Source organism: Nocardia sp. XZ_19_369, assembly GCF_015355715.1.
GTDB lineage: Bacteria > Actinomycetota > Actinomycetes > Mycobacteriales > Mycobacteriaceae > Nocardia.
Genome location: NZ_JACVED010000013.1, coordinates 72,128 through 95,324 on the forward strand (window position 1 = coordinate 72,128; position 23,197 = coordinate 95,324).

The 23,197-nt window shown below is 64.2% G+C and carries 28 protein-coding genes; 16 read left to right on the top strand and 12 right to left on the bottom strand.

The genetic code is table 11. The features are described from left to right. The first annotated feature begins 23 nt into the window (after positions 1–23). A complete protein-coding gene (locus tag IBX18_RS37930; RefSeq protein WP_194838256.1) occupies positions 24–350 on the top strand; it encodes a hypothetical protein in 327 nt (108 codons plus the stop codon). Between the two features lie 60 nt (positions 351–410). On the opposite strand, the gene IBX18_RS37935 is transcribed toward IBX18_RS37930, so the two are convergent. Further along, on the bottom strand, positions 411–959 hold the full coding sequence (locus IBX18_RS37935) for a hypothetical protein (RefSeq protein ID WP_194838257.1): 549 nt from the start codon (positions 957–959) through the stop codon (positions 411–413). A gap of 263 nt (positions 960–1,222) precedes the next feature. Here IBX18_RS37935 and IBX18_RS37940 point away from each other — a divergent pair, with 263 nt between their 5' ends. Then, positions 1,223–2,059, top strand: a complete 837-nt coding sequence (locus IBX18_RS37940; protein WP_306796587.1) for a sulfite exporter TauE/SafE family protein — start codon at positions 1,223–1,225, stop codon at positions 2,057–2,059. Positions 2,060–2,274: 215 nt separating this feature from the next. Here the strand turns inward: IBX18_RS37940 and IBX18_RS37945 are convergent, their stop codons facing one another. The 5 genes from IBX18_RS37945 to IBX18_RS37965 all read right to left on the bottom strand — a co-directional run bounded on the left by IBX18_RS37945 (position 2,275) and on the right by IBX18_RS37965 (position 6,660). Then, a complete protein-coding gene (locus IBX18_RS37945) occupies positions 2,275–3,189 on the bottom strand; it encodes a phytanoyl-CoA dioxygenase family protein (RefSeq protein WP_194838258.1) in 915 nt (304 codons plus the stop codon). Continuing rightward, positions 3,186–4,205 (bottom strand): tryptophan--tRNA ligase, encoded by a 1,020-nt coding sequence (gene trpS / locus IBX18_RS37950; protein WP_194838259.1) that lies wholly within the window; start codon positions 4,203–4,205, stop codon positions 3,186–3,188. Before trpS ends, IBX18_RS37945 begins: the two co-directional genes overlap by 4 nt. Beyond that, entirely contained in the window at positions 4,205–4,381 is a 177-nt protein-coding gene (locus IBX18_RS43550; RefSeq protein ID WP_194838260.1) for a carboxymuconolactone decarboxylase family protein, read from the bottom strand. The genes trpS and IBX18_RS43550 overlap by 1 nt, the downstream gene beginning before the upstream one ends. 62 nt (positions 4,382–4,443) lie before the next feature. After that, entirely contained in the window at positions 4,444–5,892 is a 1,449-nt protein-coding gene (locus tag IBX18_RS37960; protein WP_194838261.1) for a PEP-utilizing enzyme, read from the bottom strand. 84 nt (positions 5,893–5,976) lie between these two features. Beyond that, positions 5,977–6,660 carry a hypothetical protein gene (locus tag IBX18_RS37965; protein WP_194838262.1) on the bottom strand — a complete coding sequence of 228 codons (684 nt, stop codon included), beginning with the start codon at positions 6,658–6,660 and terminating at the stop codon, positions 5,977–5,979. On the opposite strand from IBX18_RS37965, the gene IBX18_RS37970 reads away from it, so the two are divergent. The 4 genes from IBX18_RS37970 to hisS all read left to right on the top strand — a co-directional run bounded on the left by IBX18_RS37970 (position 6,659) and on the right by hisS (position 11,282). Next, entirely contained in the window at positions 6,659–8,308 is a 1,650-nt protein-coding gene (locus IBX18_RS37970; RefSeq protein WP_228542430.1) for a helix-turn-helix transcriptional regulator, read from the top strand. The two genes, IBX18_RS37965 and IBX18_RS37970, sit on opposite strands and share 2 nt — an antisense overlap. Positions 8,309–8,317: 9 nt before the next feature. Continuing rightward, positions 8,318–9,364, top strand: a complete 1,047-nt coding sequence (locus tag IBX18_RS43305; RefSeq protein ID WP_306796588.1) for an asparaginase — start codon at positions 8,318–8,320, stop codon at positions 9,362–9,364. Continuing rightward, entirely contained in the window at positions 9,364–9,837 is a 474-nt protein-coding gene (locus IBX18_RS37980; protein WP_194838264.1) for a PPC domain-containing DNA-binding protein, read from the top strand. Before IBX18_RS43305 ends, IBX18_RS37980 begins: the two co-directional genes overlap by 1 nt. 206 nt (positions 9,838–10,043) lie before the next feature. Continuing rightward, positions 10,044–11,282, top strand: coding sequence for a histidine--tRNA ligase (gene hisS / locus IBX18_RS37985; RefSeq protein ID WP_228542458.1), 1,239 nt, complete (start codon positions 10,044–10,046; stop codon positions 11,280–11,282). A gap of 81 nt (positions 11,283–11,363) precedes the next feature. On the opposite strand, the gene IBX18_RS37990 is transcribed toward hisS, so the two are convergent. The 3 genes from IBX18_RS37990 to IBX18_RS38000 all read right to left on the bottom strand — a co-directional run bounded on the left by IBX18_RS37990 (position 11,364) and on the right by IBX18_RS38000 (position 13,682). After that, positions 11,364–12,302, bottom strand: a complete 939-nt coding sequence (locus IBX18_RS37990) for a phosphotransferase family protein (protein ID WP_194838266.1) — start codon at positions 12,300–12,302, stop codon at positions 11,364–11,366. 127 nt (positions 12,303–12,429) lie between these two features. Then, positions 12,430–12,807: a DUF397 domain-containing protein gene (locus tag IBX18_RS37995; protein WP_194838267.1), complete on the bottom strand. Its 378-nt coding sequence runs from the start codon at positions 12,805–12,807 to the stop codon at positions 12,430–12,432. 5 nt (positions 12,808–12,812) lie between these two features. Beyond that, positions 12,813–13,682 carry a DUF5753 domain-containing protein gene (locus tag IBX18_RS38000; RefSeq protein ID WP_194838268.1) on the bottom strand — a complete coding sequence of 290 codons (870 nt, stop codon included), beginning with the start codon at positions 13,680–13,682 and terminating at the stop codon, positions 12,813–12,815. 628 nt (positions 13,683–14,310) lie between these two features. Between IBX18_RS38000 and IBX18_RS38005 the strand changes: the two genes are divergently transcribed. The 5 genes from IBX18_RS38005 to IBX18_RS42935 all read left to right on the top strand — a co-directional run bounded on the left by IBX18_RS38005 (position 14,311) and on the right by IBX18_RS42935 (position 17,228). Beyond that, positions 14,311–14,781: a hypothetical protein gene (locus IBX18_RS38005; RefSeq protein WP_194838269.1), complete on the top strand. Its 471-nt coding sequence runs from the start codon at positions 14,311–14,313 to the stop codon at positions 14,779–14,781. 47 nt (positions 14,782–14,828) lie between these two features. Then, positions 14,829–15,263 carry a DUF4254 domain-containing protein gene (locus IBX18_RS38010; RefSeq protein WP_194838270.1) on the top strand — a complete coding sequence of 145 codons (435 nt, stop codon included), beginning with the start codon at positions 14,829–14,831 and terminating at the stop codon, positions 15,261–15,263. A gap of 131 nt (positions 15,264–15,394) precedes the next feature. Beyond that, positions 15,395–16,324 carry a nucleoside hydrolase gene (locus IBX18_RS38015; RefSeq protein ID WP_194838271.1) on the top strand — a complete coding sequence of 310 codons (930 nt, stop codon included), beginning with the start codon at positions 15,395–15,397 and terminating at the stop codon, positions 16,322–16,324. Next, positions 16,321–16,647 carry a hypothetical protein gene (locus IBX18_RS38020; RefSeq protein WP_194838272.1) on the top strand — a complete coding sequence of 109 codons (327 nt, stop codon included), beginning with the start codon at positions 16,321–16,323 and terminating at the stop codon, positions 16,645–16,647. Before IBX18_RS38015 ends, IBX18_RS38020 begins: the two co-directional genes overlap by 4 nt. A gap of 446 nt (positions 16,648–17,093) precedes the next feature. Next, positions 17,094–17,228: a hypothetical protein gene (locus IBX18_RS42935; protein ID WP_255528272.1), complete on the top strand. Its 135-nt coding sequence runs from the start codon at positions 17,094–17,096 to the stop codon at positions 17,226–17,228. Between the two features lie 73 nt (positions 17,229–17,301). Here the strand turns inward: IBX18_RS42935 and IBX18_RS38025 are convergent, their stop codons facing one another. Further along, the gene (locus IBX18_RS38025) at positions 17,302–18,303 is read right to left on the bottom strand and encodes a GNAT family N-acetyltransferase (protein ID WP_194838273.1); all 1,002 of its coding nucleotides are present in this window, start codon (positions 18,301–18,303) and stop codon (positions 17,302–17,304) included. Positions 18,304–18,458: 155 nt separating this feature from the next. On the opposite strand from IBX18_RS38025, the gene IBX18_RS38030 reads away from it, so the two are divergent. Further along, positions 18,459–19,700, top strand: a complete 1,242-nt coding sequence (locus tag IBX18_RS38030) for a hypothetical protein (protein ID WP_194838274.1) — start codon at positions 18,459–18,461, stop codon at positions 19,698–19,700. Between the two features lie 663 nt (positions 19,701–20,363). On the opposite strand, the gene IBX18_RS38035 is transcribed toward IBX18_RS38030, so the two are convergent. After that, positions 20,364–20,831: a hypothetical protein gene (locus tag IBX18_RS38035; protein ID WP_194838275.1), complete on the bottom strand. Its 468-nt coding sequence runs from the start codon at positions 20,829–20,831 to the stop codon at positions 20,364–20,366. 238 nt (positions 20,832–21,069) lie between these two features. Between IBX18_RS38035 and IBX18_RS38040 the strand changes: the two genes are divergently transcribed. The 4 genes from IBX18_RS38040 to IBX18_RS38055 all read left to right on the top strand — a co-directional run bounded on the left by IBX18_RS38040 (position 21,070) and on the right by IBX18_RS38055 (position 22,883). Further along, positions 21,070–21,882 carry a hypothetical protein gene (locus IBX18_RS38040; protein WP_194838276.1) on the top strand — a complete coding sequence of 271 codons (813 nt, stop codon included), beginning with the start codon at positions 21,070–21,072 and terminating at the stop codon, positions 21,880–21,882. Between the two features lie 89 nt (positions 21,883–21,971). Beyond that, a complete protein-coding gene (locus IBX18_RS38045) occupies positions 21,972–22,349 on the top strand; it encodes a hypothetical protein (protein WP_194838277.1) in 378 nt (125 codons plus the stop codon). Further along, positions 22,342–22,665: a hypothetical protein gene (locus IBX18_RS38050; RefSeq protein WP_194838278.1), complete on the top strand. Its 324-nt coding sequence runs from the start codon at positions 22,342–22,344 to the stop codon at positions 22,663–22,665. Before IBX18_RS38045 ends, IBX18_RS38050 begins: the two co-directional genes overlap by 8 nt. Then, positions 22,662–22,883, top strand: a complete 222-nt coding sequence (locus IBX18_RS38055) for a hypothetical protein (RefSeq protein ID WP_194838279.1) — start codon at positions 22,662–22,664, stop codon at positions 22,881–22,883. Before IBX18_RS38050 ends, IBX18_RS38055 begins: the two co-directional genes overlap by 4 nt. A gap of 55 nt (positions 22,884–22,938) precedes the next feature. Here the strand turns inward: IBX18_RS38055 and IBX18_RS38060 are convergent, their stop codons facing one another. After that, the gene (locus IBX18_RS38060; RefSeq protein WP_194838280.1) at positions 22,939–23,124 is read right to left on the bottom strand and encodes a hypothetical protein; all 186 of its coding nucleotides are present in this window, start codon (positions 23,122–23,124) and stop codon (positions 22,939–22,941) included. Positions 23,125–23,197: the final 73 nt, after the last annotated feature.

The following is a 23,197-nucleotide window of genomic DNA, read 5'->3' on the forward strand; positions in this document are numbered from 1 at the left end:
GACACCAGAAGAGAGGTAACCCCATGGCGTATGCCGTGCTCCATGTCGACGACCTCGGCGGGTACATCGGACCCGCCCGCTGCTACAAACTCGACCCACCCGTGCGCCTCGACGACGCTGACCACGAATACGTCACCGTGTGGGTCCAACCCGGCTTACCGCACCAGCAGGCCGAAGTCGGCGTCGTCGCCGCGACCTCCACCGGCGCGTGCGCCACCTGGTCGATGCTCCGGCAACCCGGAAGCTTTGTCCTTCACGGTGATCCGGATACCGACGATTACCTCGACGGTTGCTACACCATGGCGCTCGGTCTGCTCGGCTACGAACTCGGGGACGCGCCCACCACCTGACACAACCCTGTACACGATCGAGCCCCGGCTTCCCGGCCGGGGCCCTTTTCGCATATCGGGTCAGGATGAAACCTGGTCCCCGCCGGTTGCACGTCGCCGCGCCTCCAGCCAGTCCTCCCGTTTGAATTCGCCCAAGCCGTCCAGTCCGCGTTCATCCACGATCGCCATAGCGGCCACGATCACTTCTGGCGAGGGCACCAACTCGAACTCAGGTGTCGGAGACGCCGCCGCTGTCGTGCGGTCGATACGCTGATCCGCCGCCGCCTCCACCCAGGTGTGGTCGGTGAACAACACCATGACCCGCCCCGGTCGCGGCGAATCCTGCACCACTCGCGCGACACGGCGATCACCGTCATGCCACCGATCGAACCGAAGCAGATCGCGTGCCGGGACCGTCGTATCCCACGGCAGCCGCCCGGTGATCGTGTAGTCGATCGCCCAGGTGTCGGTGCACTCCGAGCAGATGCTGTAGCCGTGCCCGCACGCCTCGGCGCTGGACGCGATCGGGATCTCGACCGCATCGACGGCGTGGACCATGAGGGTCGAACCGGCTGGGATGTGGCTGTTGTCGAGGGTTGCAGTCACCGTCCGTACGGCGGTATCGGCCATCGTTTTCGTTCCTTCCGAGCTACGTGAAATGTATATACGGAACGTAGCTGCGGGCGACGGAAACCGGAACCCGGATATCGAGTCAAAACAGAGTCAAAACTGTTGTTGCGCAAAGATATTTGGCTAGATGATTTTGTCCGCCATCTCTGACGGCGGTTGTCCGTGAATCGTGACGAAGGCCGAATCTGGGCCGGGTCGATGTCCACGAATTCGGACGTCACGACAAGTCCGACGCTGAGCCCAAGTCGGTAGAGTCCCACCGCGTGAGTGGTGTAGTCCAGGGTGCAGCCGCAGGGGGTCTCGTGCCGACGACACGCTGGGTTTCCTCGGCGTGGGCGGTGTTCGCCGCAGGTGCGGTGATCGGGGTGCTCGGCGGGCTGATCGGACTGGGAGGTGCGGAGTTCCGCCTCCCGCTGCTGATCGGGGTGTTCGGATTCGCTGCCCTGCACGCGGTGATCCTCAACAAGGCAATGAGCCTGATCGTGGTCCTCACCGCCCTCCCCGCCCGGCTGATCGCCTTGCCCTACAGCGACGTCGCCACCCACTGGACAGTCGCAGCGAACCTGCTCGCCGGAAGCCTGCTCGGCGCCTGGCTTGGTGCGGGGTGGGCAACCCGCATGCACTCCCGCACCCTCTACCGAGTGCTAGCCGCTCTGCTGGTGCTCATCGCAATCGCCTTGGCCGCCAGTCACATTGGAGAGCTGAGCAGCCTGGCATTGCCGCCACTTGCCCGAGTGGCCGTGACCGTGGCGGCCGGAGCCGGTATCGGTATCGTCGCGGCGCTCATGGGAGTCGCGGGCGGGGAGCTGCTGATTCCGACGATCGTGCTGTTGTTCGCTGTCGACATCAAAATCGCTGGCAGCCTGTCGCTTCTGGTGTCGCTGCCGACCATGCTCGTCGCGTTCGCCCGCTACAGCCGCGATCAGAGTTTCCAGGTCGTACGCGCCAACACGAAGTTCGTACTCACCATGGCGGCCGGGTCGATCCTGGGCACCGTGCTCGGCGGGCTGTTGCTCGGCATCGTGCCGAGTATCGCGCTGATCCCCGCTCTGGTCGCCCTGCTCTTGATCTCCGCGGTCAAGGTCTCGCGGCACCAGTAGCTTGTGACCGCCGCCCACATTCGCGGACAACTCCGCACCCGCCTACCGCCCGTGGCTCGTCGAAATTGGTGAACAACCGACGTCGGGATTCGCGGACAAAACCAGCTAGACGACTATGGGGCCGGTGGGTATTGCCGCAGGATCGACACCGCCTCCGATCAGTGCGCTCGCCTGCTCGGCGGTGATCGCCGCCGCCACGTCGAGCTGTTTCGCACTTAGCTAGCCGGGACGGCTAGGTTGGCACGTGTCGTCAGAGTGAGTGTGCTGTATTGGGCCGCCTCGGCGGCGTACGTGTTGTCTTCCGCGTTCCAGCGTTGCCAGTCGTGGTGTGGTTCTGTTGTGAATCCGCTGTTCTGTCTTGGGAATATCATGGGGTCTTCACCAAGGAGCCGCTGGAGTCGCCGGTCGTTGCAGGTTTGCGCCGACTGGACCAGTGCGCGGCAGTTCGGGCCGGCGAAGTTGTCTTCTTGTCGCATGGTCGAGGTGTTGTAGATGAACCCGAGGAACTGGCGGTTTTGATTGCTGGTGTTGTTGGTACCGGAGTGCAGTAGGTTGTTGTGGATCGCCACCGTGTCGCCTGCTTCGGCTGGTATGAGCGTCTCGTCGTCGTGGCGGCTGTGCAGCTGGTCTGTGGCAATCAAACGCGGTGTGCGGTGTGAACCTGGAACGACCCGCAGCGGGCCGACATCATTGGTCATGGTCTGTAGGTAGGTCAGGAACACGATGCTGGGTGGGCGGGTGTAGGCATGCGATGGCACCGAACCGTATCGGTCGCGGTGCCACATGACCGGTGTGTTGTGCTGGTCGGGGCTCACCGGCGGATCACTGTTGAGAACGACGCTGTCGAGCTGGACGAACGGTCCCATCACTGCTTCGGCGAAGCCGAGGAGCAGCGGATGAGTTACTGCGGGTAACACCTCACGTGGGTAGCGTTCGAGCAATCCGGCTACGGCGCCGGGGTTTTCGTCGGTGCCGTTTGTAAATTGCCAATCCGCGACGGCTCGTCGGTACAGGTCGCGGAACACCGCGACCTGCTCGGTGCCGTATATGCCTTTGAAATGTACATAGCCTTGCGCGATGAATGTCTCGACGTGCGGTGCTACCACGTCGGGGGCAGCGATGGGGATCATTGTCGCAGTCCTGTAGATCGGTACGCCTGAGCGAGTTTGGTGCTGGCGATCGCGCGGGCACGTTCGGCGCCTTGGGCGAGTTGCTTGTTCAGATTGTCGCGGTCGTCGACGATGTCGTGGAAGCGGCTTTGGATGTCAGCGAGCTTGGCGGTCACGACGTCGGCGACCGCGGTTTTCAGCGTTCCGTATCCAGCACCGTCGAACTGTTCGCGGCTCTGCTCACGGGTGGTCGCGGCGAAGCACTCGAAGATGGTGAGCAGGTTGGCGACGCCGGGGGCGAGCTCGTTGGAGAAGTCGACTCCGGAGTTGGAGTCGGTCACTGCTCGCATGATCGCTTTGCGGGACTTGTCCAGTGGGTCGAGCAATCCGATGGCGTGGCCGGGGCTGCGTTCAGCAGTGCTCTTACTCATCTTGGCGGTCGGATCGTCCAATCCCATGATCCGCCCGCCGGATTGACGGATCACCACGTCGGGGACCTTGAATGTCTCGCCGAACATCGCGTTGAATCGCTTGGCGATGTCGCGGGTGATCTCGACGTGCTGTTTCTGGTCCTCGCCGACCGGGACCAGATCAGGGTCGTAGAGCAAGATGTCGGCGGCTTGCAGGGATGGGTAGCACAGCAGTCCTGCTCCGACACCTGAATCGACGTCGGCGACCTTGCCTTTGGTTTTGAACTGGGTCATGCGTTCCAGCCACGACACTGGCGTCACGCAGGTCATGAGCCATCCCAGCTCGGCATGCTCGACGACGTCGCTCTGGACGAACAGCGTCGACCGCTCGGGGTCGATGCCGCACGCGAGGTAGAGCGCGAATATCTCCTCCACCCGTGCGCGCAGGTCTTTACCGGCGACGGCTTCAGGAATGGTGAGGGCATGCAGGTCGGCAACGAACAGGAAGTTCTCGTACTCGGCTTGGTTGTCGACCCACTGGCTGATCGCGCCGATGTAGTTGCCGATGTGCAAGCTCCCCGTCGCGGTGATCCCGCTGAGAACTCGCTTCTTAGCCTGCGATGTCACTATTGATTCCCTCTCCCGCTGCCAGCTGACTTCGACGCCGAATTGCCACTCGGTTGAGACTCCCCACCGGGCAGTGCCGCTGCGATCTGCTCATCGGTGGCCCCGTTGTCTCGGGCCAAACTCAGATACGCCTCGACGCAGGGCTCACACCCCTCCCGGTGCTTCCGTGACGCCATGGCCAACGCATCCCGAGCGACTTGAACAGGGGGTTTTGCGCGGTACCAGGGCTGCCCGGCGTTCACCAGGTCACCTCGCCCGTGTCGCCTGACACCTTAACAACCTCACCATCGGTGACCAGCGTCGCAAGACCCTGGGCACCCACGACGCAGCATGAGCCCACTTCTCTGGCCACTGCCGGGGCGTGACCGAGCAGACCACCCTGTTCGACAATCAAGGGGATCCCCGCCAGCGCGAGCCATCCCCATGCTGGACCGGCATCGGGGACGAGCGCGATGTCACCGGGAACGAGCCGCGCGATGTCGGCCTGAGTACGCAAAACGCGCAAGGGACCTTCACCTTTGCCTCGTGCAGCTCCAATACCCCGCCACTGCCTGGTTCCCGTCGGTCGGCCAGGCGGTGTTCCGAGGTGGCGCAGTCGGGCAGTGACGGTGATAGGCAGCGCGGCACATCCGTGGCTCCGGAAGGTCTGCGGGGGTAGGCATTGGCAGCTCTGTTCGCAGTACGTCGCTCGGCGTGCTTCAACGATCTTGGACACCTCTCGGTCTCCGCTCAGCTCCGACAGTGTGAGATGGAAGATGTCGTCCAGATGATCAAGGCGGTTGGCTCGGGTGAGCGCGACGCCGTGCACGGTTGTGAGGCGTCGCAGTTCGTGGGTGTACCGGACGTGCATCAGCGGGCCATGGGTTTCAGCCATTTGCGAGGCTGCACGGGCTGCGTCAAGGCGTTCATCGAGGCCGCCGCGGATATCGGCGGACACCGCGTAGCGCAATTCGGCAGCCGCAGCGCTCTGACGCGCTTCGGCTGCGATACGCCGTCGGCGCAGGACTTCTGGTGTCACGTCGAAGGTTTGCAGCAGACCGACGATCCGGCGGCCGTATCGTGCGTCCTCGAGCCAGCCCGGCTGCGCGAGTCCGTAGCCATCGCCGTCACAGGCTCCGGCCGCGATCGTGGTGATGATGCCCGCGTCGTCCAAGATTTCGGGCTCCGCGTCGAGGAGCGCGGCGGCAGCATCGAAGATCGCGCTGCCCACATGCATCGAGGCTTCTAAAGCGGTGAGTGTCGAGTCCGTCTGCCGATCAGCACCGTCGATACCAGCGACCAGAGCCACGACGTCCCGGAGTTGCTGACGCGCAGGCAGCATCAAAGCGTGATGCAGCGCGATACAGTCGGCGAACAGCTCGCGGGCTCGCACGAGAGCAAAATGGGGATCATTGTCGAGCAGGTCACCGAACTCGACGAAGTGTCGCTGCATCGTGGTTGAAACCGTTTCGGGCCAGCTATTTTCAGCCTCTGATAGCGAAAGCGCTGGTACGACAGGCGCATTCGCCGATTCCAACGCGCTGTAGAGGTGCCCGCTGCGGCGGGTGATGCGGACTGCGACACCATGATTGAGGAATCCGGTCAGTGCTCGACCGAAGCCGGTCGCATAGCCGACCGCCAGCAGGTCGTACTCGAGCTCGCTCATCGGCATCGAGACACTGCTGCGCGACCATTCGAGTTCGCACATGGGATGGCTCCTTCCCTAGCCGCGCACGCCGCTGGGGGGCAGGGCGATCCGCCTGTTCCTTGCCCGCCAGCGAAGTGCGGATTCTTAGTTGGCCAGACCGAATTCCGGCAGTGCCTCCGGCGCGTGGATTCCGGCGATCACCGTCGAGTAGATGAGGGACAGCTCCGTCCCTTCAGCGTTGAGAACGTTGATGAACGATTTGCGCACCTGGTCGGTGGCGCAGCAGGTCCAGTCGGCGGCGGGATCACGGTCGAGCGGGCTGTATTGACCTTGGACCCTGACCGGGATCCGCGTTCCGTCCGCGGCGATGAACGCCGACCGGGAGAACGACCGCACCAGCTCGGGCCCGGCCAAAACCATGATCTCGGTGAAGTTGGGCTCGACAGCCACAAGCTCAGGAAGATCGAGGGTGCCGTGGAGACCACCAGTGGCTTTCATCTTGCCGGTTGATTGATCGAGACGGATCTCGTAGTAGTACTGGTAGGTGCCGTACTCACCGAAGTCGAACGTCCGCTCACAGCGGTAGCGCCCCTTGGTGAGCGTCAACATGTTGACCCCGCCGTCCCGCTCGATCGCGAAGGTCGGTGTGGAGCAGCACGCGGTCCACTGTGATGCGCAGTAGATCGAAAACCCTTCTGGGATATGGGAGAACGCCAAGTTGATTGCCAGCGTTCCACGGTCCACAGAACCTTGACCGGTGCCGGTAGCGGTTACCACCTCACCGTTGATCATGCCACCACAGTTGATGTCTAACTCGATTTCCTTCATGGGAACACCTCTTCATCCAGATCGTCTGAACCCGTCGACCACCGCGAACTGCGATGTCGGCCTCCCTCAGCACATCAACGAACCTCACGACGCGGCAGGGGACAAATACCGTCTACACCTTGTTGACCCCCCTGCAATCGACAATGATGAGAACGACCGCAGGGGGCCGCCAGTGACGAATTCTGATGCCGCACTACATAATCCAGCGCCGATGGTCGGCAAGCTTGCGCTGGAGATCAAACGCAAACGCCACACCGCGGGGTGGAGCCAACCTCAACTCGCGGGACGGATCGGCTATACCCCCCAATATGTCTCGCGCGCTGAACGCGGCCTCGGACTGCCCTCGCTCGATCTGATTCGAGCGTTGGATTCCGCTCTGACCGCCGACGGACAGTTGTTTGCTCTGTGGCGCAAGGCCAAAGCCGAGCAAGCCGCACAGCATGGAGCTCAGGTCGCGGTGTCGGCCGTCGATCAAGCGGTAACTGGCATCGCCACCGGATCCAAGCCCGACGAGTACGAGAGCGTCGAAATCCGCACGCCACCCGGCCGGTTCTTCGCCGGATCAACCACCCCGGCCCTCGTCATTCCTGCTCACCTCGACCGCGGTCGTGTTGTCGCCACACCGGCCAAGGGCATCATCGATCCCACTGTGCTGCGACGACCGCAACGTAAGCTCGTCGTGGCCACGGTGACCGGCGAAGAGGGCAATCGGTTCTATGGACTCGATCGGCGTCGTGCGCATGCCCGATTGACTGCTGCCAACGATGATGCGCCTCTTCTGATTCCGCAGGCGTATGCCGTCGACGAGTTCACTCTCGCGCTTCTGTGGGCAGTGACCAACCTGGACGATGCGTTGCTCGACGATGACGCAGAACTCACCAACGCCACGCAACGGGTTACCTCGCTCGATCTTCAACCACGTTCAACAGCGGGCCTCGAACTGGCAGGAGATCTATCGGCGGTATCGCAGATGTGGCTTGGATCCGATTTCTGCGCCCGCCATATTCTGCGCCACACCGGCGAACTCGCCGAGATCCCCGCCTTCTGGACCCGGGAACAGCGTGGCGAGGAAGCCAGTACCTGGCTGCTATTCGCGCACAAGTACCAGTACCTGCAGCGCACTGCTGCGCTGTTCAACTCCACCAGCGCCTTCTCCACACGATCGTTCTGCATCCCACCCGAAACCGTGCCGACTTCCTGGCGACCCGAACGCATGCTGATGCTGCTCGCCGCGGCTCTGATGGAATCGTGGGGCATATACGTCACCGTCTGCACCGATCCGGAATATACAGCGACGCAAGGCTTCCTCCTCGACCCCGGCCGCCGAGCCATCGTCGCCACGTGGATCCACTCAGACAGCCTATGGCAGGTCGACATCACCGATCACCGGCCGACACTCACCGAGTTCGGCGATACCGCCAGTTGGGCACGCACCCACACCATCCTGTCCGGTCCCACACCAAACGAGCGATTGCATCAACTGGCCGACTACCTACAACTGGACTGGTCGTGGCTCGTGCGCCGATGTAGCGGGCTCGCCGATTACGGCATCGCCGGATTCATCCAGCCGCGCAGTCGCCTCCTCTCACTGGCTGGTCTTGATCGCGCATGCCGTTTCGTGGCAGACCTGGGTCGTATTGATCGCTAGGCTGCCGGAGTGTCCTCCGCCGAAACCACCTCTCGCGTCATTGTTTACGCACTCGGTGGCACCATCGCCATGTCGACCACCACCAGCGGCGGTGTCGCGCCAGCACTGTCTGCGCACGACCTGCTCGCTTCCGTCCCTGGCCTTAGGGAGTCCGGCATCACCGTCGAGGTACAGGATTTCCGGCGCGTCCCCGGCGCTTCGTTGACAATCTCGGACATCACCGCGCTAGCGACCGAGATCAGCGACCGGCTCACCGATGTCGACGGTGTTGTGGTCACCCAGGGCACCGACACCATCGAGGAAACCGTCTACCTCCTGGATCTTCTCCATGCCGGACCCCAGCCGGTCATCGTGACCGGCGCTATGCGCAACCCCACCCTCGCCGGTGCCGACGGTCCCGCCAACATCCTGGCCGCGATCCAGACCGCCGCCAGCCCGCACACCAGAAACCAAGGCGCCCTTGTGGTTTTCGGCGACGATATCCACGCAGCGCGGCGCGTCCGCAAGACTCACACCACCAGCCTCGTCACCTTTCAGTCGCCCGATGGCGGCCCGCTGGGCTACCTCGTCGAAGGACGACCCCGGCTGCTCAACCGGCTCACTCATCGCACTGTCGTGCCTGCCAAACCTGCCGACGGTATCCGCGTCGCCGTCGTCCCGGTCACCCTGGGTGATGACGGAACCACTTTGCAGGCGCTCGCCGACCACGTCGATGGGCTCGTCGTGGCCGGATTCGGAGCCGGACACGTCCCGTCCGGTTTGGTCTCTGTACTCGAAACGCTCTGTGCCCGAGTTCCTGTCGTGCTCTCCTCCCGCACCGGCGCTGGATCCGTCCTTGCTACTACATACGGATTCCCAGGCTCCGAACGCGACCTCCTGGCTCGAGGTCTCATCTCCGCCGGCTATCTCGACCCCATCAAAGCCCGCATCCTCCTGCTGACCCTCCTCACGACAGGTTGCGACCAGCCCACCATCGCAACTGCATTCGGTGCAGCCGGTGGCTACACCGACCCCAGCACCTGGCCCTGGCCAATCAAATGCAGCAAGGACAACTGATGCGAAGCCACGAACTTACCCTCGGCCGCAGCTTCGGCCTTGTCCTCGAACACGGCGAGGACTTCTACCCCGCCCTTGCCGAATTCTGCCGCACCAACAACATCCGCCAGGGCTACATCCCGTCGTTCATCGCCGGATTCAGCGAAGCTGACCTGGTCGGCACCTGCGAGAAACTTGACGACCCCCAAGCTCCAGTCTGGTCGCGGGTGCACCTCACCAACGTTGAAGCCTTCGGCGGAGGCACCCTCGCCTACGACCTCGACAACGACCAGATCCTGCCCCACATCCATGTGGCAATCGGCCTCAAAGAACACTCCGCGACCGGTCACACAAGCCACCTGCTCAATGCCCGTGTCCAGTTCCTCACTGAGATGCTCATCATCGAAGTCACCCATCCGACGATGCACCGCGCGCCCGAGCCCGACCTCTACAACGTGCCGCTCCTACGCTTCACCCCCAGCGGCCCAGCGTAGTGAACTTCAAATGGCAGGGATTTTCGCGGAATCCGCTCCGTACCAGAGGATTATGTCGTCCCAGGGGAGCTCATCGTGCTCGCCCAAACGCGCCAACCGGCCCGAGCTAGGCGACCACTTACCATTCCTGTGTACCGCGCACCGGCGGTGAGTGAGCAAACGAGCGAAGGACAGTCGTGAAAGCCGACAACAGCCCCGCCCGCGGAATGAGGGACCTTCTCCCCGCTGACGTCGCGACCAGGGACCACGTGCTGGAGGCAATCACCAACACCTACCGCCATTTCGGCTACCAACGCATCGAGACACCCGCCCTGGAATACATCAACCGACTGCAAGGCGGCCAGGGTGGCGAGAACGAGAAGCTGATCTACCAGGTGCTCAAGCGCGGCCTGCCCGAGGACCCCGAGCCCGGCACGCAAATCCGGGACCTGGTCGACCTCGGTCTGCGGTTCGACCTTACGGTCCCGTTGACTCGGTTCTACGGCAACAATCACGCTCAGCTGCCGACACCGTTCCGATCCCTACAGATCGGACCTGTCTGGCGAGCCGAACGACCACAAAAGGGCCGTTTCCGTCAGTTCTACCAATGCGACATCGATATGATCGGTGAGCCCACTGTCTTGGCAGAAGCCGAGCTCATCGAGGCAACAACCGCAGCCTTGGCCGTAGTCGGGCTCGACGACCTCACCGTCCGTCTCTCCGATCGCCGCTTCCTGACCGCTCTCGCAGCCGATGCTGGCCTGCCCGAACAGTCCTGGGACCGGTTCTTCATCGTGCTCGACAAACTCGACAAGATCGGCTGGGACGGTGTCCGCGCCGAACTCGATAACGCCGGAATGCCCTCCGACACAATCGCAGTCGTTATCGACAAGATCGACAGCCTCGACGACGTCGCTGGCGACAAACTCGCCGATACGCTCACTGACACCCTGCCTGGTCTGTCGAGCGAAGTGATCGCCGACATCGCGACCATCACCGCGAGTCTGGATCGGCTCTCAGCACACCGATCACTGAAATGGCAGTTCGACCCCACACTCGTCCGCGGCATGGGCTACTACACCGGGCAGATCTTCGAGATCACCCACCCTGAGATGTCCAGCTCGGTTGCTGGCGGTGGCCGATACGACAAGCTGATCGGCCGTTCTCTCGGCAAGGACGTCCCGGCCTGCGGGTTTTCGATCGGATTCGAGCGCATCGTCGGCCTGCTGAATAACGAGGTCCAGCGACATGCAACAGCCGTCCTCGCTGATCCCGACATTGCTGTCGCTGACGTCCTCGCGGTCGCGCGTGAACTGAGGTCTCAAGACCGCGTGGTCGAAGTCGTAGGTCGAAGCGGCAAGCTCGGTGCGCAACTGAAGCGACTTCAAACTGCTGGGTTCGAAACATTCGTGACGATGGAAAGTGGCGGAGGAACGATCGTCGTCAGCGACGAACGAACCATCTGAAGCCTGATCCGCGCAACCGTGGCCCCGTTGATCTCAGATCGACGGGGTCGCCGTTATTCGCGTGAGTCAGTAGCGGCCGGTCTAGGGCCAGGCGAGCCGTCGGCGCAACCATTTTCGTGACACCAGCGCCGAGCACGCCTGGTAGCTGCGGAGTTTCGGTGACTTCGGTGGCGCTGGTCGGCGGCTGTTGTGTTCCCAGTAGCCGACCAGCGCGCAGACGAATGCGTCGATGGCCGCGGGGTTGGTTCCACGGGTGACCGGATGTGCCGCGAGTATGGGGTCCGGGTCGAGCCCGCCGGCGGCCATCGAGGGTGCCAGCGAGACGAGGTCGATCCATGCCGCGCCGCGACACGGCCACGCCCAATCCACCGCAACGACAGTGCCGTCGGGGCGCAGCAGCATGTTGTCTGGGCGAAGGTCGGTGTGCAGCAAGGTTTCACCGGCGGCGGGTTCGAACCAAGTCGACTCAAGCGCGGCCAACCGGTCCAGATTGCGCAGCGACCAGTCATCGAGATCGGCTGGTGGGCTGTGCTCGGCGAACTGTCGCCAGCACGTCAATTTCGGTCCGTAGTCCTCGGCGATCGTTGATCCACCGGCCAGGGGACTGGGGGTCAGGACCTCGGCGAGCTGTTCGATCATGGCGAGCACGGCGGCCAGCTCGTTCGGGCGATCGAGCAGAGGATGTCGGCCTTCGACGTCCTCGAAGACGGTGACGAACCAGCCGGCCGTTTCGATGACGCACCGGACGCTGGGGGCGGGGACTTGCTGAGGCAACCGTGCGGCGGTGTCTGCTTCAGCGCGGTACATCGGTGCGAGGGCATCGTCGTCGCAGATCGCCTTGGCGAAAACCCGTACCCCATCGTCCAGCACGAGTCGAGCAGCCATGCCGTGGCTGAACCCGCCTCGCTGGCTGTTGACTGTACGGACCTTCGCTCCCAGGTGGCGCTCGATCTCGCTGCGCACCAGTTCTGGCACCTCGTTCCATTCGATCCGATGCACAGTGCCCTCGCTGGTGACCATCGCATCATCGTGGGGGTTCAAGGGCCCGGACCTCCACTGGTTTTCCCATGGGTTCGCGCAGCGGCGGCACCTCGAGTCGGTTCCAACGCGATCGACACGTATGTCGTCGTCACGATCGGCGGAACCGCTAGGCGGCTACGAACTCTCCGTCACGCGCTCCAGATCCAGTAGCCGCCGATGGCGCTGGCCGATCGAACTCGCCGTTTGCTGCACCCTTGACGAATGCTTCCCACTCTGCAGGGTTGTATGCCAAATCGACGCCGTGGCCAGTGATCGTCGCGCTGCCGTCTCTGTGGATCGCAATGGCAAGTACGTCGGCCACCGTTCCGGAGGCCGCATCGATTCCCATCTTCAGGACGGCCGTCCAGTGCTCGGCGGGTATTGAGATAACCGGCGAATCGGGATCCTTGCTGTCCCGGATGAGCACGTGCTCGTGTTGGTGGGCTACCTCAACACACGTCTTGTCCCCGCCGCTGAATGTGGATTTGAAGAAGTCTGCGCTCACGGTACTTACCCTATCTGGCGTGCGGTTTGGTCGATCAGTTGCAACGATTCCTCCCGGCTGAGCGCCATCGACCGCAGCTGGTTGTGGAGGTAGTCCAGCGCGTCCACACGCTTGGTGTCGGAGGCAACTTCGCCATAGATCGCGGTTTCGAGCCACCCGACTTTGGGGAGCCGCGGGCTCTCGAAACCGAGGATGTGGAACGTCGCGGCGTTGAGACTGGCGATTCCTGCCCCATTGGTGAACGGGATGATCCGAACGTCCAGCGTGTCGGGCAAAGTCTCGACCAGGCTCTGAAGATGGCGAAGCTGAGGCGCATGAACCTCAAGGGGATCGCCGACCACGTAGGCCAGCGCCGCCTCGCCCATCACCACGGACAGCTGGATCGGATCTGGTCCCTTGAGGCGTCGTTGGCGTGCGAGGCGAACACGCACGCGTTGCTCGACTTCGGTCGGTCGACCCGTCGTGACGCTGGATTTCATCAGCAGTCGGACGTAGTCCTCGGTCTGCAACAGTCCAGGTATCACGCCGTTCTCAAAGCTGCGGATGGTTTGAGCACCGTTCTCCATACCGTAGAAGCGAAGGAGTTCGTCATCGAAGAGCGCCGAATACTCGCTCCACCAGCCACGGGTCTTCGCGACCGCTCGTAGGTCCAGCAGCTCCTGCTGTTCGTCAGGCTCGAACTCGAGCAGCTGCATGAGAATCTTCAGCTTCTCGTCGGTCAGTAAGCCCTTGAAGTTCACGAGCTGAGACCAGTACGTTGCGCCGATATCGAGTTCGCGCTGGATGGTGCTGGCCTTGATCCCGCGATCAGCGATCTGTTGCTTGATGCGGATCATCAGTTCCCAGCCAGCAACAACGGATGACGTTTGGGTCATCGCGCTTCCTTCCCGTGCGGTGAGGTCGCCTCACGCTACAGCAGCGAATGCCAGCTAAACCTCTTCATTTGTATTGAATACTGAAATTCAGTGACGTACTGTCATGTGTACTACAGATCACAGTTCAAAGCTCACTTCGACTTGCGTCGGGGGGATCGGGGAACGATGGCGGTACACGTAGTCGGCCATTCGATGAGCAGCGACCAGACCGACCACCAGGCGCGGAGCGTTGGGGACGGCGGATGGGTGGTCAGCTTTCTGCCCGGACGAACGCTCACCGCAGCTCAGGCGGTAGCCGCATTAAGGGGCGCTGAGGAGCTGGCTGCTCTCCGCGAGTATGCCCAGGACCTCAGCCTGACCGCGCTGGAGTTGGCAGGGATGGCGGGAGCGCCGTGCGCCTGGCCAACTTGCCCACCTACGCAGACCAAATCAAACGCCCGCCGTTGGATGCGAGCCAGCCGATGATGCACGGCCGAGCGCTGCTGCGTGGTAGGCGGATTCAGGGTTTCAGCGCGGGTGCGGCAAAGGGGCGGCAGGACGCTGCTGAGTGTGCGTGGGAACCGATCGAGTTGCGCCCGCTGCTGACGGTCGTAAGTAATCAGGATGGACGCCACGCGAAGGCGGTGCAGTGATGTTCGAGAGCTGTCACACGCCCAACGAGGTGGCTCATGTCTACCGCCGCAAGTTCGGGCTGCCGGTCGAGCTATTCGATCGGCGGGCGTTCATCGCAACCGGTGACACGGTCGGCGCGGTCTTGATGCCGCCGCCGTTGGGGCTGCGGGTGAAGAAGGCTTTCAGTGATGAGGTGTCGGTGCCGATCATCCGGCATTTTCCACGAGGCGGCCACTGGATTTTCCTTGCCAGCACCCGTGGGCGAGTGCGTAACCGCGCGGTGGCCGAGTTGATGCGCCATGACGGAACAGTGCTGTCACCACGTACACGCGTGTGGTTGCCGATGACCGATGCCGGGATCGAGTGGACTTGGTTTTCACCGCCGCATCCGGGTGCGGTTCTGCCGACGCTCCCGTTGGTGATGCATACGGCATTGGCCGTGATTGACCAGGACGAAATGTCGTCTAGTCCAGCGCTGAAGCGGTGATCCCGCTGCGCGCTTGCGCATCCGCGCGGTCGGACAGGTGGTGACCTGTGTTGTCTCTCCCGTCCGATGACGAGTTGTTCCTGGCGATCCGGGGCCAACTCTCCGATGAGCATCGGCTCTGCCAGCTCGCCAATGAACTGGGCCAGCTGCACTGGCAACAGTTGGTCGGCGAGCCTACAGCTTCCGAAATCCACTGCAAGAGAGCGGAACTCATCCATGACGTTGACTCGTGGGTGTCGGCTCGGCTGCCGATCCCGCACCGGTCCGCAACTCTGCACACCGAGACTCTCGGCCAGGTGGTCGACAGATTCGCGGGCGCAGTCGTGCATGCCTATCACCTGTTGATGACGCTCGAACCCGACGACGTGAAAGTCCACGCCGCTTGGTATCGGCTGGCCGAGCTCGCAGACGGCTACACCGACCTGTGCGCCGAAGTCAGCAACCGGGCGCGACGGCTTCCTGCTCTCGGGGACCGCCAGTGACCACGAGCAGACCGGGCGATCCTTCCTCGAAGCGCTCAGGGGGCGTCGGTCACCGACCCGCTGTGTCCGCTCGGCACCGAACTTTCCTTCCGAAATCCGCAACATCACAGTGAAAAGGAGTGCGACAGAACATGTTCGATGACCCACCACCGATGACCGGCCATCCGATGGCGGCAGCGTATACCCGTGCGATGACAGGCTGGTTGGACAAGGTGATGATCCTGGATACAGACGTGTTTTACGATCCGGATGACCTTGCGGCGTTGGTCCTTGCCGCCGGGACTGTGCCGAATCTCGTGGTGATCACCGCTGATGAGACTGGCGGTCGGCGGGCTCGGCTTGCCCGCCACGCGCTGGATCTGCTGGATCGTGCCGACGTGCCGGTGATCGCCGGCCTCGAACTCCCGGGCGGCGAGCGGCGGTTCCTGATGGACGATTACCTCGATGGCCTGAAGCCGCAGCCCGATGATCTGGTCGACTCGGTGGCCCGGATCTGCGCCACCACGACCGGCCTGATCGACTGGGTCGGCATGGGGCCGATGACCAACTACGCCGCTGTCGTGACCGCTGCCCCGGAGCTGGCCGAGCGGTTCGTCTTGACCCAAATGGGCGGTTGGATCGACAAATATCGAGACAAGAGCCGTGCCAGCCACAACCTACGCACTGACACCGTCTCTGCGGGATTGGGTTTGCGGGTCGCGCACAAGCCGAGGTTGATGCTGTCCGATTTCACCAACGCGCCAGCGATTCACATCACCCCTGAATGGGCGTTGATGGGAAGCCTGCGCTCATCGGTTCATCCGGCGGCGAAGCTCCTGGTGGCGAACTTCGACGTCTGGTTCGAAAGGCGGGGCGGTAGTTGGATGCATGACCCGCTGGCACTCAGCCTCGGCCTCAACTTGCCGTTCGTGAGGTTGCGCAGCGAGTGGCTTCGGATTGCACCTGATGCCCGGCTCTACCGCGATCTGGATGGTCGCGTGATGGAGGTATCGAGTGCGGTTGACTACTCGGGCTTCCTCGATTGGTTCCATTCGGGGCTGCTAGCCGGGGTATGCCGATGAGGTGGGGACGTTGGCTGCATGCCCATCCGCAGAACACCTCTCACCCGAATCCGGCGGTCGAGAACTCTGACTGCTCCTCGATCCCGCCTGGCGTCGCGGCGGGTGGGGCTGGCTACGTTCGGCTCCACGCTGATTGCGGCAGAGCCGAATTCGACGCGAACCACGACCTGGTCCGGGTCGCCTGCCCGGCGGTGTGGTGCGGGTCGGTGTCGGTGGACGACAACACGATCCGGCCACATCAGACGTGGGACAAACTCCCGTGCTGGTGGAGCGGATGGCGCATCGTCGATGACGGCGTCGCGGTCGAGCGGGCGGTGTCGTGAACGCAGCAAACCCCGATAACGGCAGCGCCATCACACGTTTCGGCGATTGCCTCGTCGATCCGGGGAAACTCACCAGCACTAAGGCGATAGCTGTGATGAGCGAGCATTACGCCTGCCCGCCCGAGTGCTTGCCGCTCAGACGGGCCGACACGGCTCTGAACACCGAAGATGGCGCGGTGCCGGTCCTCGCCGAGCAGGACACAGAGCGGAAGTGGGATACCGAAATGGCGGGGTTGTGCCGGGAGGCGATACGACTGGTCACCCGAGCCCAACAACGCGAGGAGCCCGACCCGCCACCCTCGGCCGATGGCGATTCGGGAGCTTCAGAGGTCGATGAGTGTCCCGCACGTACCACTGGCTAGCCCGCATGAGACTCCCGCCTTGATTGCCAGGGCTGAACATTTCTGCCCGACAACATTTTCCGTCCACACTGCTAGGAGAACACCATGGGTCGCTTGTACACCGCCGTCGCGACGCTGACCTACGCGATCACGGTGATAGTCATCTACGACACGATCGTCACCTACGCGCGCCATCAAGTATTCGCAGAACTTCGTGGCAGCAGCTTCGGCAGAGACTAATCCGCAGGTTAGCGGTGAGCCGTTGAACCGTCACGGCCCGGTCGCCCCGCGCGGGGCGACCGGGCCGTGCCCGTCAGGTCGGCAACCAGTAGTGGCAGATTCCGTCGTCGGTGATGGTGTCGAGGTCGCCGCCGCAGGCGGTGATCACTCGCCGGGAGGCGGTGTTGTCGCTGCGGCAGGTCAGCAGGGCGCGCGCAATACCGAGATCCTTTGCCAGTGGCAGGGTTTGGCGCAGGATCTGGGTGCCGTATCCGCGCCCGCGATGCTCCGGCACGACGACGTAGCCGATGTGGCCGCCCCAATGGCTGAGCCGTCTGGTGAGGCGGTGCCGAATATCGCTGCTGCCGATGATCTGCCCGGCGGCGTCCTCGGCCATGAGGAAGGTACTCGGCACTGTCTCCGGAGCCAGATCGATGCCTTGCCGCGCCCTGTCGAGCTGGTCGAGATAGGCCGCCCAGGGGCCTCGGTAGTCCTTGGCGAAGTCGAACCCGTCGGCGTGTAACCGGGCACGGACGGCGAGGAATTGGGGCTCGTCGTGTGGACCGAGCAGCCGCAGCCTTAGGCCAAGGTGCGAACGTGACGGTGAGGCGGTGTGCGAGCCCGACGTCAGCGGCAGTGCCATCTCGATCTCGGCGACGGCCGGAGCGTCGAGAGCGTGCCGATTCCGGCCGGTGGCGGTGAAGCCGAGGCGGGTATACAGCGTTCGCGCGTGGGCGTTGGAGTCGGTGAACCATAGCCGCAGCCGGTCGTGTCCGTCGGCGCGTGCCCAGTCGGCCACCGCGCCGACGAGCAGGTCGGAGATTCCGGTGCCGCGGGCTGGTGGACTCACCCATACCGAGCCCACCGAGGGGCCTTCGGCGCCGAGGACGCCGCCGGCCGAACCGAGGAGCTCGCCGTCGCCCGCGGCGACGAACAGCGCCTGGCCATCCATCCAGCGTCTCCACTGCCCCTCGTCCCACGCCGAGGCGACTTCGAATGCCGAGCCGAACACGCCATCGCGCGCTTCGGTCAATGCCACCAGGCGCACCGTTCGTACGAGCTGCCAGGCGTCGCTATCCACTCGGCGTATGGTCATCGCTCGATCGTGCGCAGGTCAGATGATCACCGCAACGCAATATCGCGGCCAGTCTCTCGGAGTTGTCGGCCTTGCCGCCGCCGGGCCGTTGGGCTTCGTCGATGGCCGCGATGTGGTAGGCAGACCAGAACAAGGTCGTCGGGTGGGAGGCAGGCATGGATCACGCAGCGGCGGAGGCGTCACTGGCCTCGGTCAGGCTCGATATCCTCGGCAACGACCGCGAGTGTGATCGCGTTGCCCGGCTCTACCTTGCCGCGGGCGAGGTCCCGCGCTTCGATGTCAGTACAGGCAATTTCACCAGAGATCCGTTTCTCCTGTGCGCGAGTCAGTACTGGGGCCAGCGGCTACTCGACGAGCCGACCGTCACCGTGGCCGCCGAGTGCGCCAGCTGGCTGGCCGACCGCGTCGCCCTCGAGCTTTGTGAGGCCGTGGCCGAGCGGTGGAGTGTCGAATTCGCGGTCAGGACACGGCATCTGGTCCAACCTGCCGATGAAGTCCTCACGACTCTGTCCGAATTCGCCGACGGTGTCCTCGACCGATCTGGCCTGCGGATGATCTGTCTCTACCAGGCGAGCAAACTGCGCTCGAACTATCACTTCGAGGAGCTGGTGAGCTTCCTCGATGCCGTGGAGACCGCAGGCATCCTCGACTCCGAGGACAGCCCGGTGTTCATAGCCCTGCGGGCAGCAGGGCTATTGGGCGGCAGGCCGCGCCGCACCGAGGTCGCACTGGGACTGGTGGAGCAGGCTTGGGCCTGCCCGGCCCGGACCTACGTATCGATCGACATCATCACCGCCGCACTCGATGACGCGCCACCGTTCGACGGGCAGGGCGAGCTACTCCGCCGATATGCCTGCGACGCCGTCGCCGCTCACTCCGAGGACCATGCGTTTCACTACCGTCTGGCCCGGGGGCTGCATCTCTGCGGAGACGACGATGCCGCCCTCGGTGCCGTCGATGAAGCCGTGAAACGGATTCCGTCGCCGATCGACGCCTCGGACTATCTCGTGCTGATGGCCCGCTACCGCGATCTGCGCCACGCGATCTCGGTAAGCCGCGACGCGGCAGCGGCGGCCACGGCCGCTGAGGAACACACCGACAAACTGCTCAGCGTGGCCCGTAGCCGGATAGAGGAGGCGGACCAACTCACCGAATCGGTCCGCCTCCACGGCACGCTATCGGACTCGACGCGGCGATTGGTGGGTTTCCTGGCGCTGTTCGGCTGCGCCGTAGCGTTCTTCGCAAGCTCCTCTGCTGTCCAGGCAGATCAGCAACTCGGGCTCGCCGATCGCCAAGCGCAGGTCATCCTGCTCGGCAGCAGCCTCGCGTTGTTCATCGTGATCTTCTTCGGCTCCACAAGCCTTATCCACAGGCTCGGCCGGAATCGACGCCGATAGAGGTCTCGCCCACGTCCGGGAAACGGATCGCAACTCCGTGGGGCCGGTTCCTCCAGCCGAGCCCGGCGAGCGCTGTGAGCCTCGATAATCGGCGGGCGGCGACCCTCTGCGCCTGATTCGCGGTCGCGACCAGGCTCGGACTCCGGATACCGGTGGTGTGTGCGGATCCGCCAGCTCAGCGGCGGTGCACGCGCAGGGCGTCGTGCACGGCGTGACGTGCGCGGCGATGGGCTTTCGCCGTCAGCCGTGCGTGGCGGCGACGTGAAGCACGCGAGTTGTAGCCCGCCGGGTATCGGCTGTGGCCCCAGCAACATTCCTGATCGGCTCGGGTAACCCCGTAGGCGCGCATGAACCCTGTCCTGTCTGTCGGTGGCTTGTGATATAGGCCCGTGGATCGGTGTGTCCATGAACGCTCTGAACCCGGCGAGAAGTCAACCCCATGTCTGTCCGACCGCATCCAAAGTGATTGTCGTAGGCGATGTTTCGCGTACCCAGGGCAGCCGGATCGCTCCCCGGTCGCTACTGGAATTGCACCGGCAGCGCGCCGGGGCCGATCGGCCCTCACCGAGGCGCGGCCGTCGGCTGTCGCCGAAGACGGGACGCGGGTGACGGGATGGGCGGGTAGTGCGTGATGTCGCTCTACCCGCCGTGTCGGGTACTCGCTCAGCGGACGCGGGTTCCGTAGCGGGGACTGGGGAAGGTCTCGGGGTCGGTGCCGGGCCAGCGCTCCTCGGCGCGCAGGCGGTCGCGCAGCTCGCGCAGGTACTTGTGGTGGGCCAGATAGCCGTTCTCGCCTTCGAGGAACTCGGTCCGCACCTTCGCGGCGATCTTGTCGATGGACCGCTTGGTGCTCACCTTGATCCGTTCGGCCCATTTCTCGGCGTTCTTGTCGTAGTAGAGGTCGGGCAGGTCGTAGGTGAGCCCGACCACCTCCACCCGATGCTTGCCGACCGGGGAGACCCGCACCTTCTGGCGCTGCGGTCCGTTGAGGTACGCCTCGTGCGTGCCGTTCATGTACGGGTACAGCGTCCAGCCCGGCCCCCAATGCTCGGCCAGGCGCTCGGCGAAGTCGGCCAGGTCCATACCGGTCAAGGCCTCGGGCAGTGCGGTGGGGTTGGTGTCGCTGGTCATCGCGAATCCTTTCGTGCTGGTTGATTGCTGCGACACCATGAACGCTCTGCACCCCGCCACGAGTCAAGTCCGTCGTGAATCGAAAACTGTTGCTAGACAACTCATTTCATCCACACCCGGCTTGACTTCGGTAGCGACGAGAGCGTTCATGGTGTCGTAGCCCGAACACACCGGCAGCACACCGGGGGCTACCGCCCCGACCGGGGCACGACCAACCGATCAACACCGAGGAGCTGTCGTGGCCCACAAGACTTTCCCCGAACGCACCACCGCCGAAATGCTCTGGGCGGCACTGCATCACACACCCGGCTGCACTTCGGCGAAGCTGGCCGAGATCGCCGGAATCGGCGGCTCCACCGCCCGCAAGCTCCTGGTCGCCTTGGAGCGCACCGGCGGCGCGTACCGCACCGAAGGCGAATCCGACGGCAGCGCCCGCCGCCCCGCCGACCGCTGGTGGCCCAAGACCACCTCCGGCGACACCGACGGCGAGAGCGAGACCCTCGCCGAGGAGACCGCCGAAGTCCCCGCTGAATCGGCCGACACCGCCACACCGGCGCAAGACCCGGCCACGCCTACCACCGGCGAGGACGACGCGACAGCGGGCGAGAACGAGGCCGATACCACAGACGCCGGGATCGACTCCGCCGGAACCGATCTCGACAACGCCACCGACACCAGCGCCGAGCCTGTCACCGAGGCCGACGACGCAATCGAAACGGCGACGGACGAGCCCGACACCGACGCCGAAGCGGCCACGGACGAGGCCGACGCTGACGCTGACGCCGGACCGGCCACGGACGAGACCGAGGCGACCCCGGACGCCGAGGAATCGGCCAAGCCGAAGCGACTGGGCAAGGGGGCACTAAGGGGGATGATCGAGGACTTCCTGACCGACTGCGAGGGCCGGGAATTCACCCCTAGCCAGCTCGCCAAGGAACTGGATCGTTCCGCCGGGGCCATCCACAACGCCCTGGAAAAGCTGGTCGCCGAGGGCACCGCGATCCGGACCTGCGAAGCGCCCAAGCGCTACACCCTCGCCACCGAGGAGTAGCGGATCCAACGCCCAGCCTCGGGCACCGGCCCACCGGCCGGTGCACCTGGCTGGCCGTTGGAACCCACATCGAAAGGCGCGCAAAACCCATGCCCGACAGCGATATCCGATACCAGACCTATGACGAGGTCCTCGTCAAGCTCGCCGCCGATCCCGGCGCGCGGATCACCCACGCCGAGGCCCGGACCATCGCATGGCGCTGGTTCACCGACTACTACGGCGGCACGCCCTGGAACGGCGAGGAATTCTTCAGCCTCGCCCACTGGTGCGACGGCGGCCCGCACGCCGAGCAGATCGCTCGCAGCCAGCTGGCCGCCGAAGCCGCGCGCCTGCTCGCCGAAGTCCGCGATCCGGCCATCGCCACGCGATGGCACACCTGGGATCCGGCAGGAGACCCGCACACCGCCGCCCTGGCCGTCGCCGCCCTGGCCGAGTTCCTGCACGCAGGGGCAGTCCAGCATGGCTAAGCCGACCTACAACGCCATCGCCCGCCGCGCCTACCGCGACGACGGGACGGGCATCGTGCTCACCGAGGATGAAGCCAAAGTCGTCGCCGCCGGATGGGTCGGCCAGTACTACTGCCTCGAGTTGTATCGATGGGTCTGCGGCGTCGCCGCGATCGACCCGACAACCCTCCTCAGCGAAGCACACAAGCTTCTCGATGACCTGGCCCTCCATCGCGATGATTGGCCACACGCCGGAGCGGCCGAGCCCAGTATCGCCGCCGCCTCCGCCTTGGTGCGGTATCTGGAGGCTCTGCGCGACAAGGGGATAGGGGCATGAGCGGGCACATCGACATCCGGGTCGTGCTCACCGTCATCGAGACCGACTCCGAGGGGCCTGCACTCTATGAGGTCCGGGTCAACGAATGGCCGTGCGGGCACGTCGCCCGCGTACCGACCGGCTGGCGCAAGGTCAGTGAGGCCACCGGCCGCACGCGCGGCCCGTTCTTCGACACCGCCGAGACCGCCGCGCTGGCGCTGGCCGGTGAATGGGGCTGACCCGAGACGAGCGATGCCGCCCGGCGTACCGGGCGGCATCGCTCGTCTCTCGGGGCTACCCGACCTTGAGCAGCTTCCACGCCCCGCCGCGCGCGGTGGCGGCCTCCCAGGCGGCGAGGGCCGCAGGCTCGGCGTCGCCACCGAAGTCCGCGTCATCGAAATACTCGGTATCGGAGAGGGACTCGTCGAACGCCATCCCGTTGTCGTCGTACTCCTGCACGATGTAGAGGTTGTTCGCCATCGTCGCGTCCTTTCTCGCTGTGGGTGTTTCGTCCACACCATGAACCCTCTGCATGCCCAGAAAGTCAACCGTC

Coding starts and splice junctions, on each gene's coding strand:
- IBX18_RS37930 (WP_194838256.1), top strand. CDS start 24: ATGGCGTATGCCGTGCTCCATGTCGACGACCTCGGCGGGTACATCGGA.
- IBX18_RS37935 (WP_194838257.1), bottom strand. CDS start 959: ATGGCCGATACCGCCGTACGGACGGTGACTGCAACCCTCGACAACAGC.
- IBX18_RS37945 (WP_194838258.1), bottom strand. CDS start 3,189: ATGATCCCCATCGCTGCCCCCGACGTGGTAGCACCGCACGTCGAGACA.
- IBX18_RS43550 (WP_194838260.1), bottom strand. CDS start 4,381: ATGGCGTCACGGAAGCACCGGGAGGGGTGTGAGCCCTGCGTCGAGGCG.
- IBX18_RS37960 (WP_194838261.1), bottom strand. CDS start 5,892: ATGTGCGAACTCGAATGGTCGCGCAGCAGTGTCTCGATGCCGATGAGC.
- IBX18_RS37970 (WP_228542430.1), top strand. CDS start 6,659: ATGGGAACACCTCTTCATCCAGATCGTCTGAACCCGTCGACCACCGCG.
- IBX18_RS37965 (WP_194838262.1), bottom strand. CDS start 6,660: ATGAAGGAAATCGAGTTAGACATCAACTGTGGTGGCATGATCAACGGT.
- IBX18_RS37980 (WP_194838264.1), top strand. CDS start 9,364: ATGCGAAGCCACGAACTTACCCTCGGCCGCAGCTTCGGCCTTGTCCTC.
- hisS (WP_228542458.1), top strand. CDS start 10,044: ATGAGGGACCTTCTCCCCGCTGACGTCGCGACCAGGGACCACGTGCTG.
- IBX18_RS37990 (WP_194838266.1), bottom strand. CDS start 12,302: ATGGTCACCAGCGAGGGCACTGTGCATCGGATCGAATGGAACGAGGTG.
- IBX18_RS38000 (WP_194838268.1), bottom strand. CDS start 13,682: ATGACCCAAACGTCATCCGTTGTTGCTGGCTGGGAACTGATGATCCGC.
- IBX18_RS38015 (WP_194838271.1), top strand. CDS start 15,395: ATGTTCGATGACCCACCACCGATGACCGGCCATCCGATGGCGGCAGCG.
- IBX18_RS38020 (WP_194838272.1), top strand. CDS start 16,321: ATGAGGTGGGGACGTTGGCTGCATGCCCATCCGCAGAACACCTCTCAC.
- IBX18_RS42935 (WP_255528272.1), top strand. CDS start 17,094: ATGGGTCGCTTGTACACCGCCGTCGCGACGCTGACCTACGCGATCACG.
- IBX18_RS38025 (WP_194838273.1), bottom strand. CDS start 18,303: ATGACCATACGCCGAGTGGATAGCGACGCCTGGCAGCTCGTACGAACG.
- IBX18_RS38030 (WP_194838274.1), top strand. CDS start 18,459: ATGGATCACGCAGCGGCGGAGGCGTCACTGGCCTCGGTCAGGCTCGAT.
- IBX18_RS38035 (WP_194838275.1), bottom strand. CDS start 20,831: ATGACCAGCGACACCAACCCCACCGCACTGCCCGAGGCCTTGACCGGT.
- IBX18_RS38045 (WP_194838277.1), top strand. CDS start 21,972: ATGCCCGACAGCGATATCCGATACCAGACCTATGACGAGGTCCTCGTC.
- IBX18_RS38050 (WP_194838278.1), top strand. CDS start 22,342: ATGGCTAAGCCGACCTACAACGCCATCGCCCGCCGCGCCTACCGCGAC.
- IBX18_RS38055 (WP_194838279.1), top strand. CDS start 22,662: ATGAGCGGGCACATCGACATCCGGGTCGTGCTCACCGTCATCGAGACC.
- IBX18_RS38060 (WP_194838280.1), bottom strand. CDS start 23,124: ATGGCGAACAACCTCTACATCGTGCAGGAGTACGACGACAACGGGATG.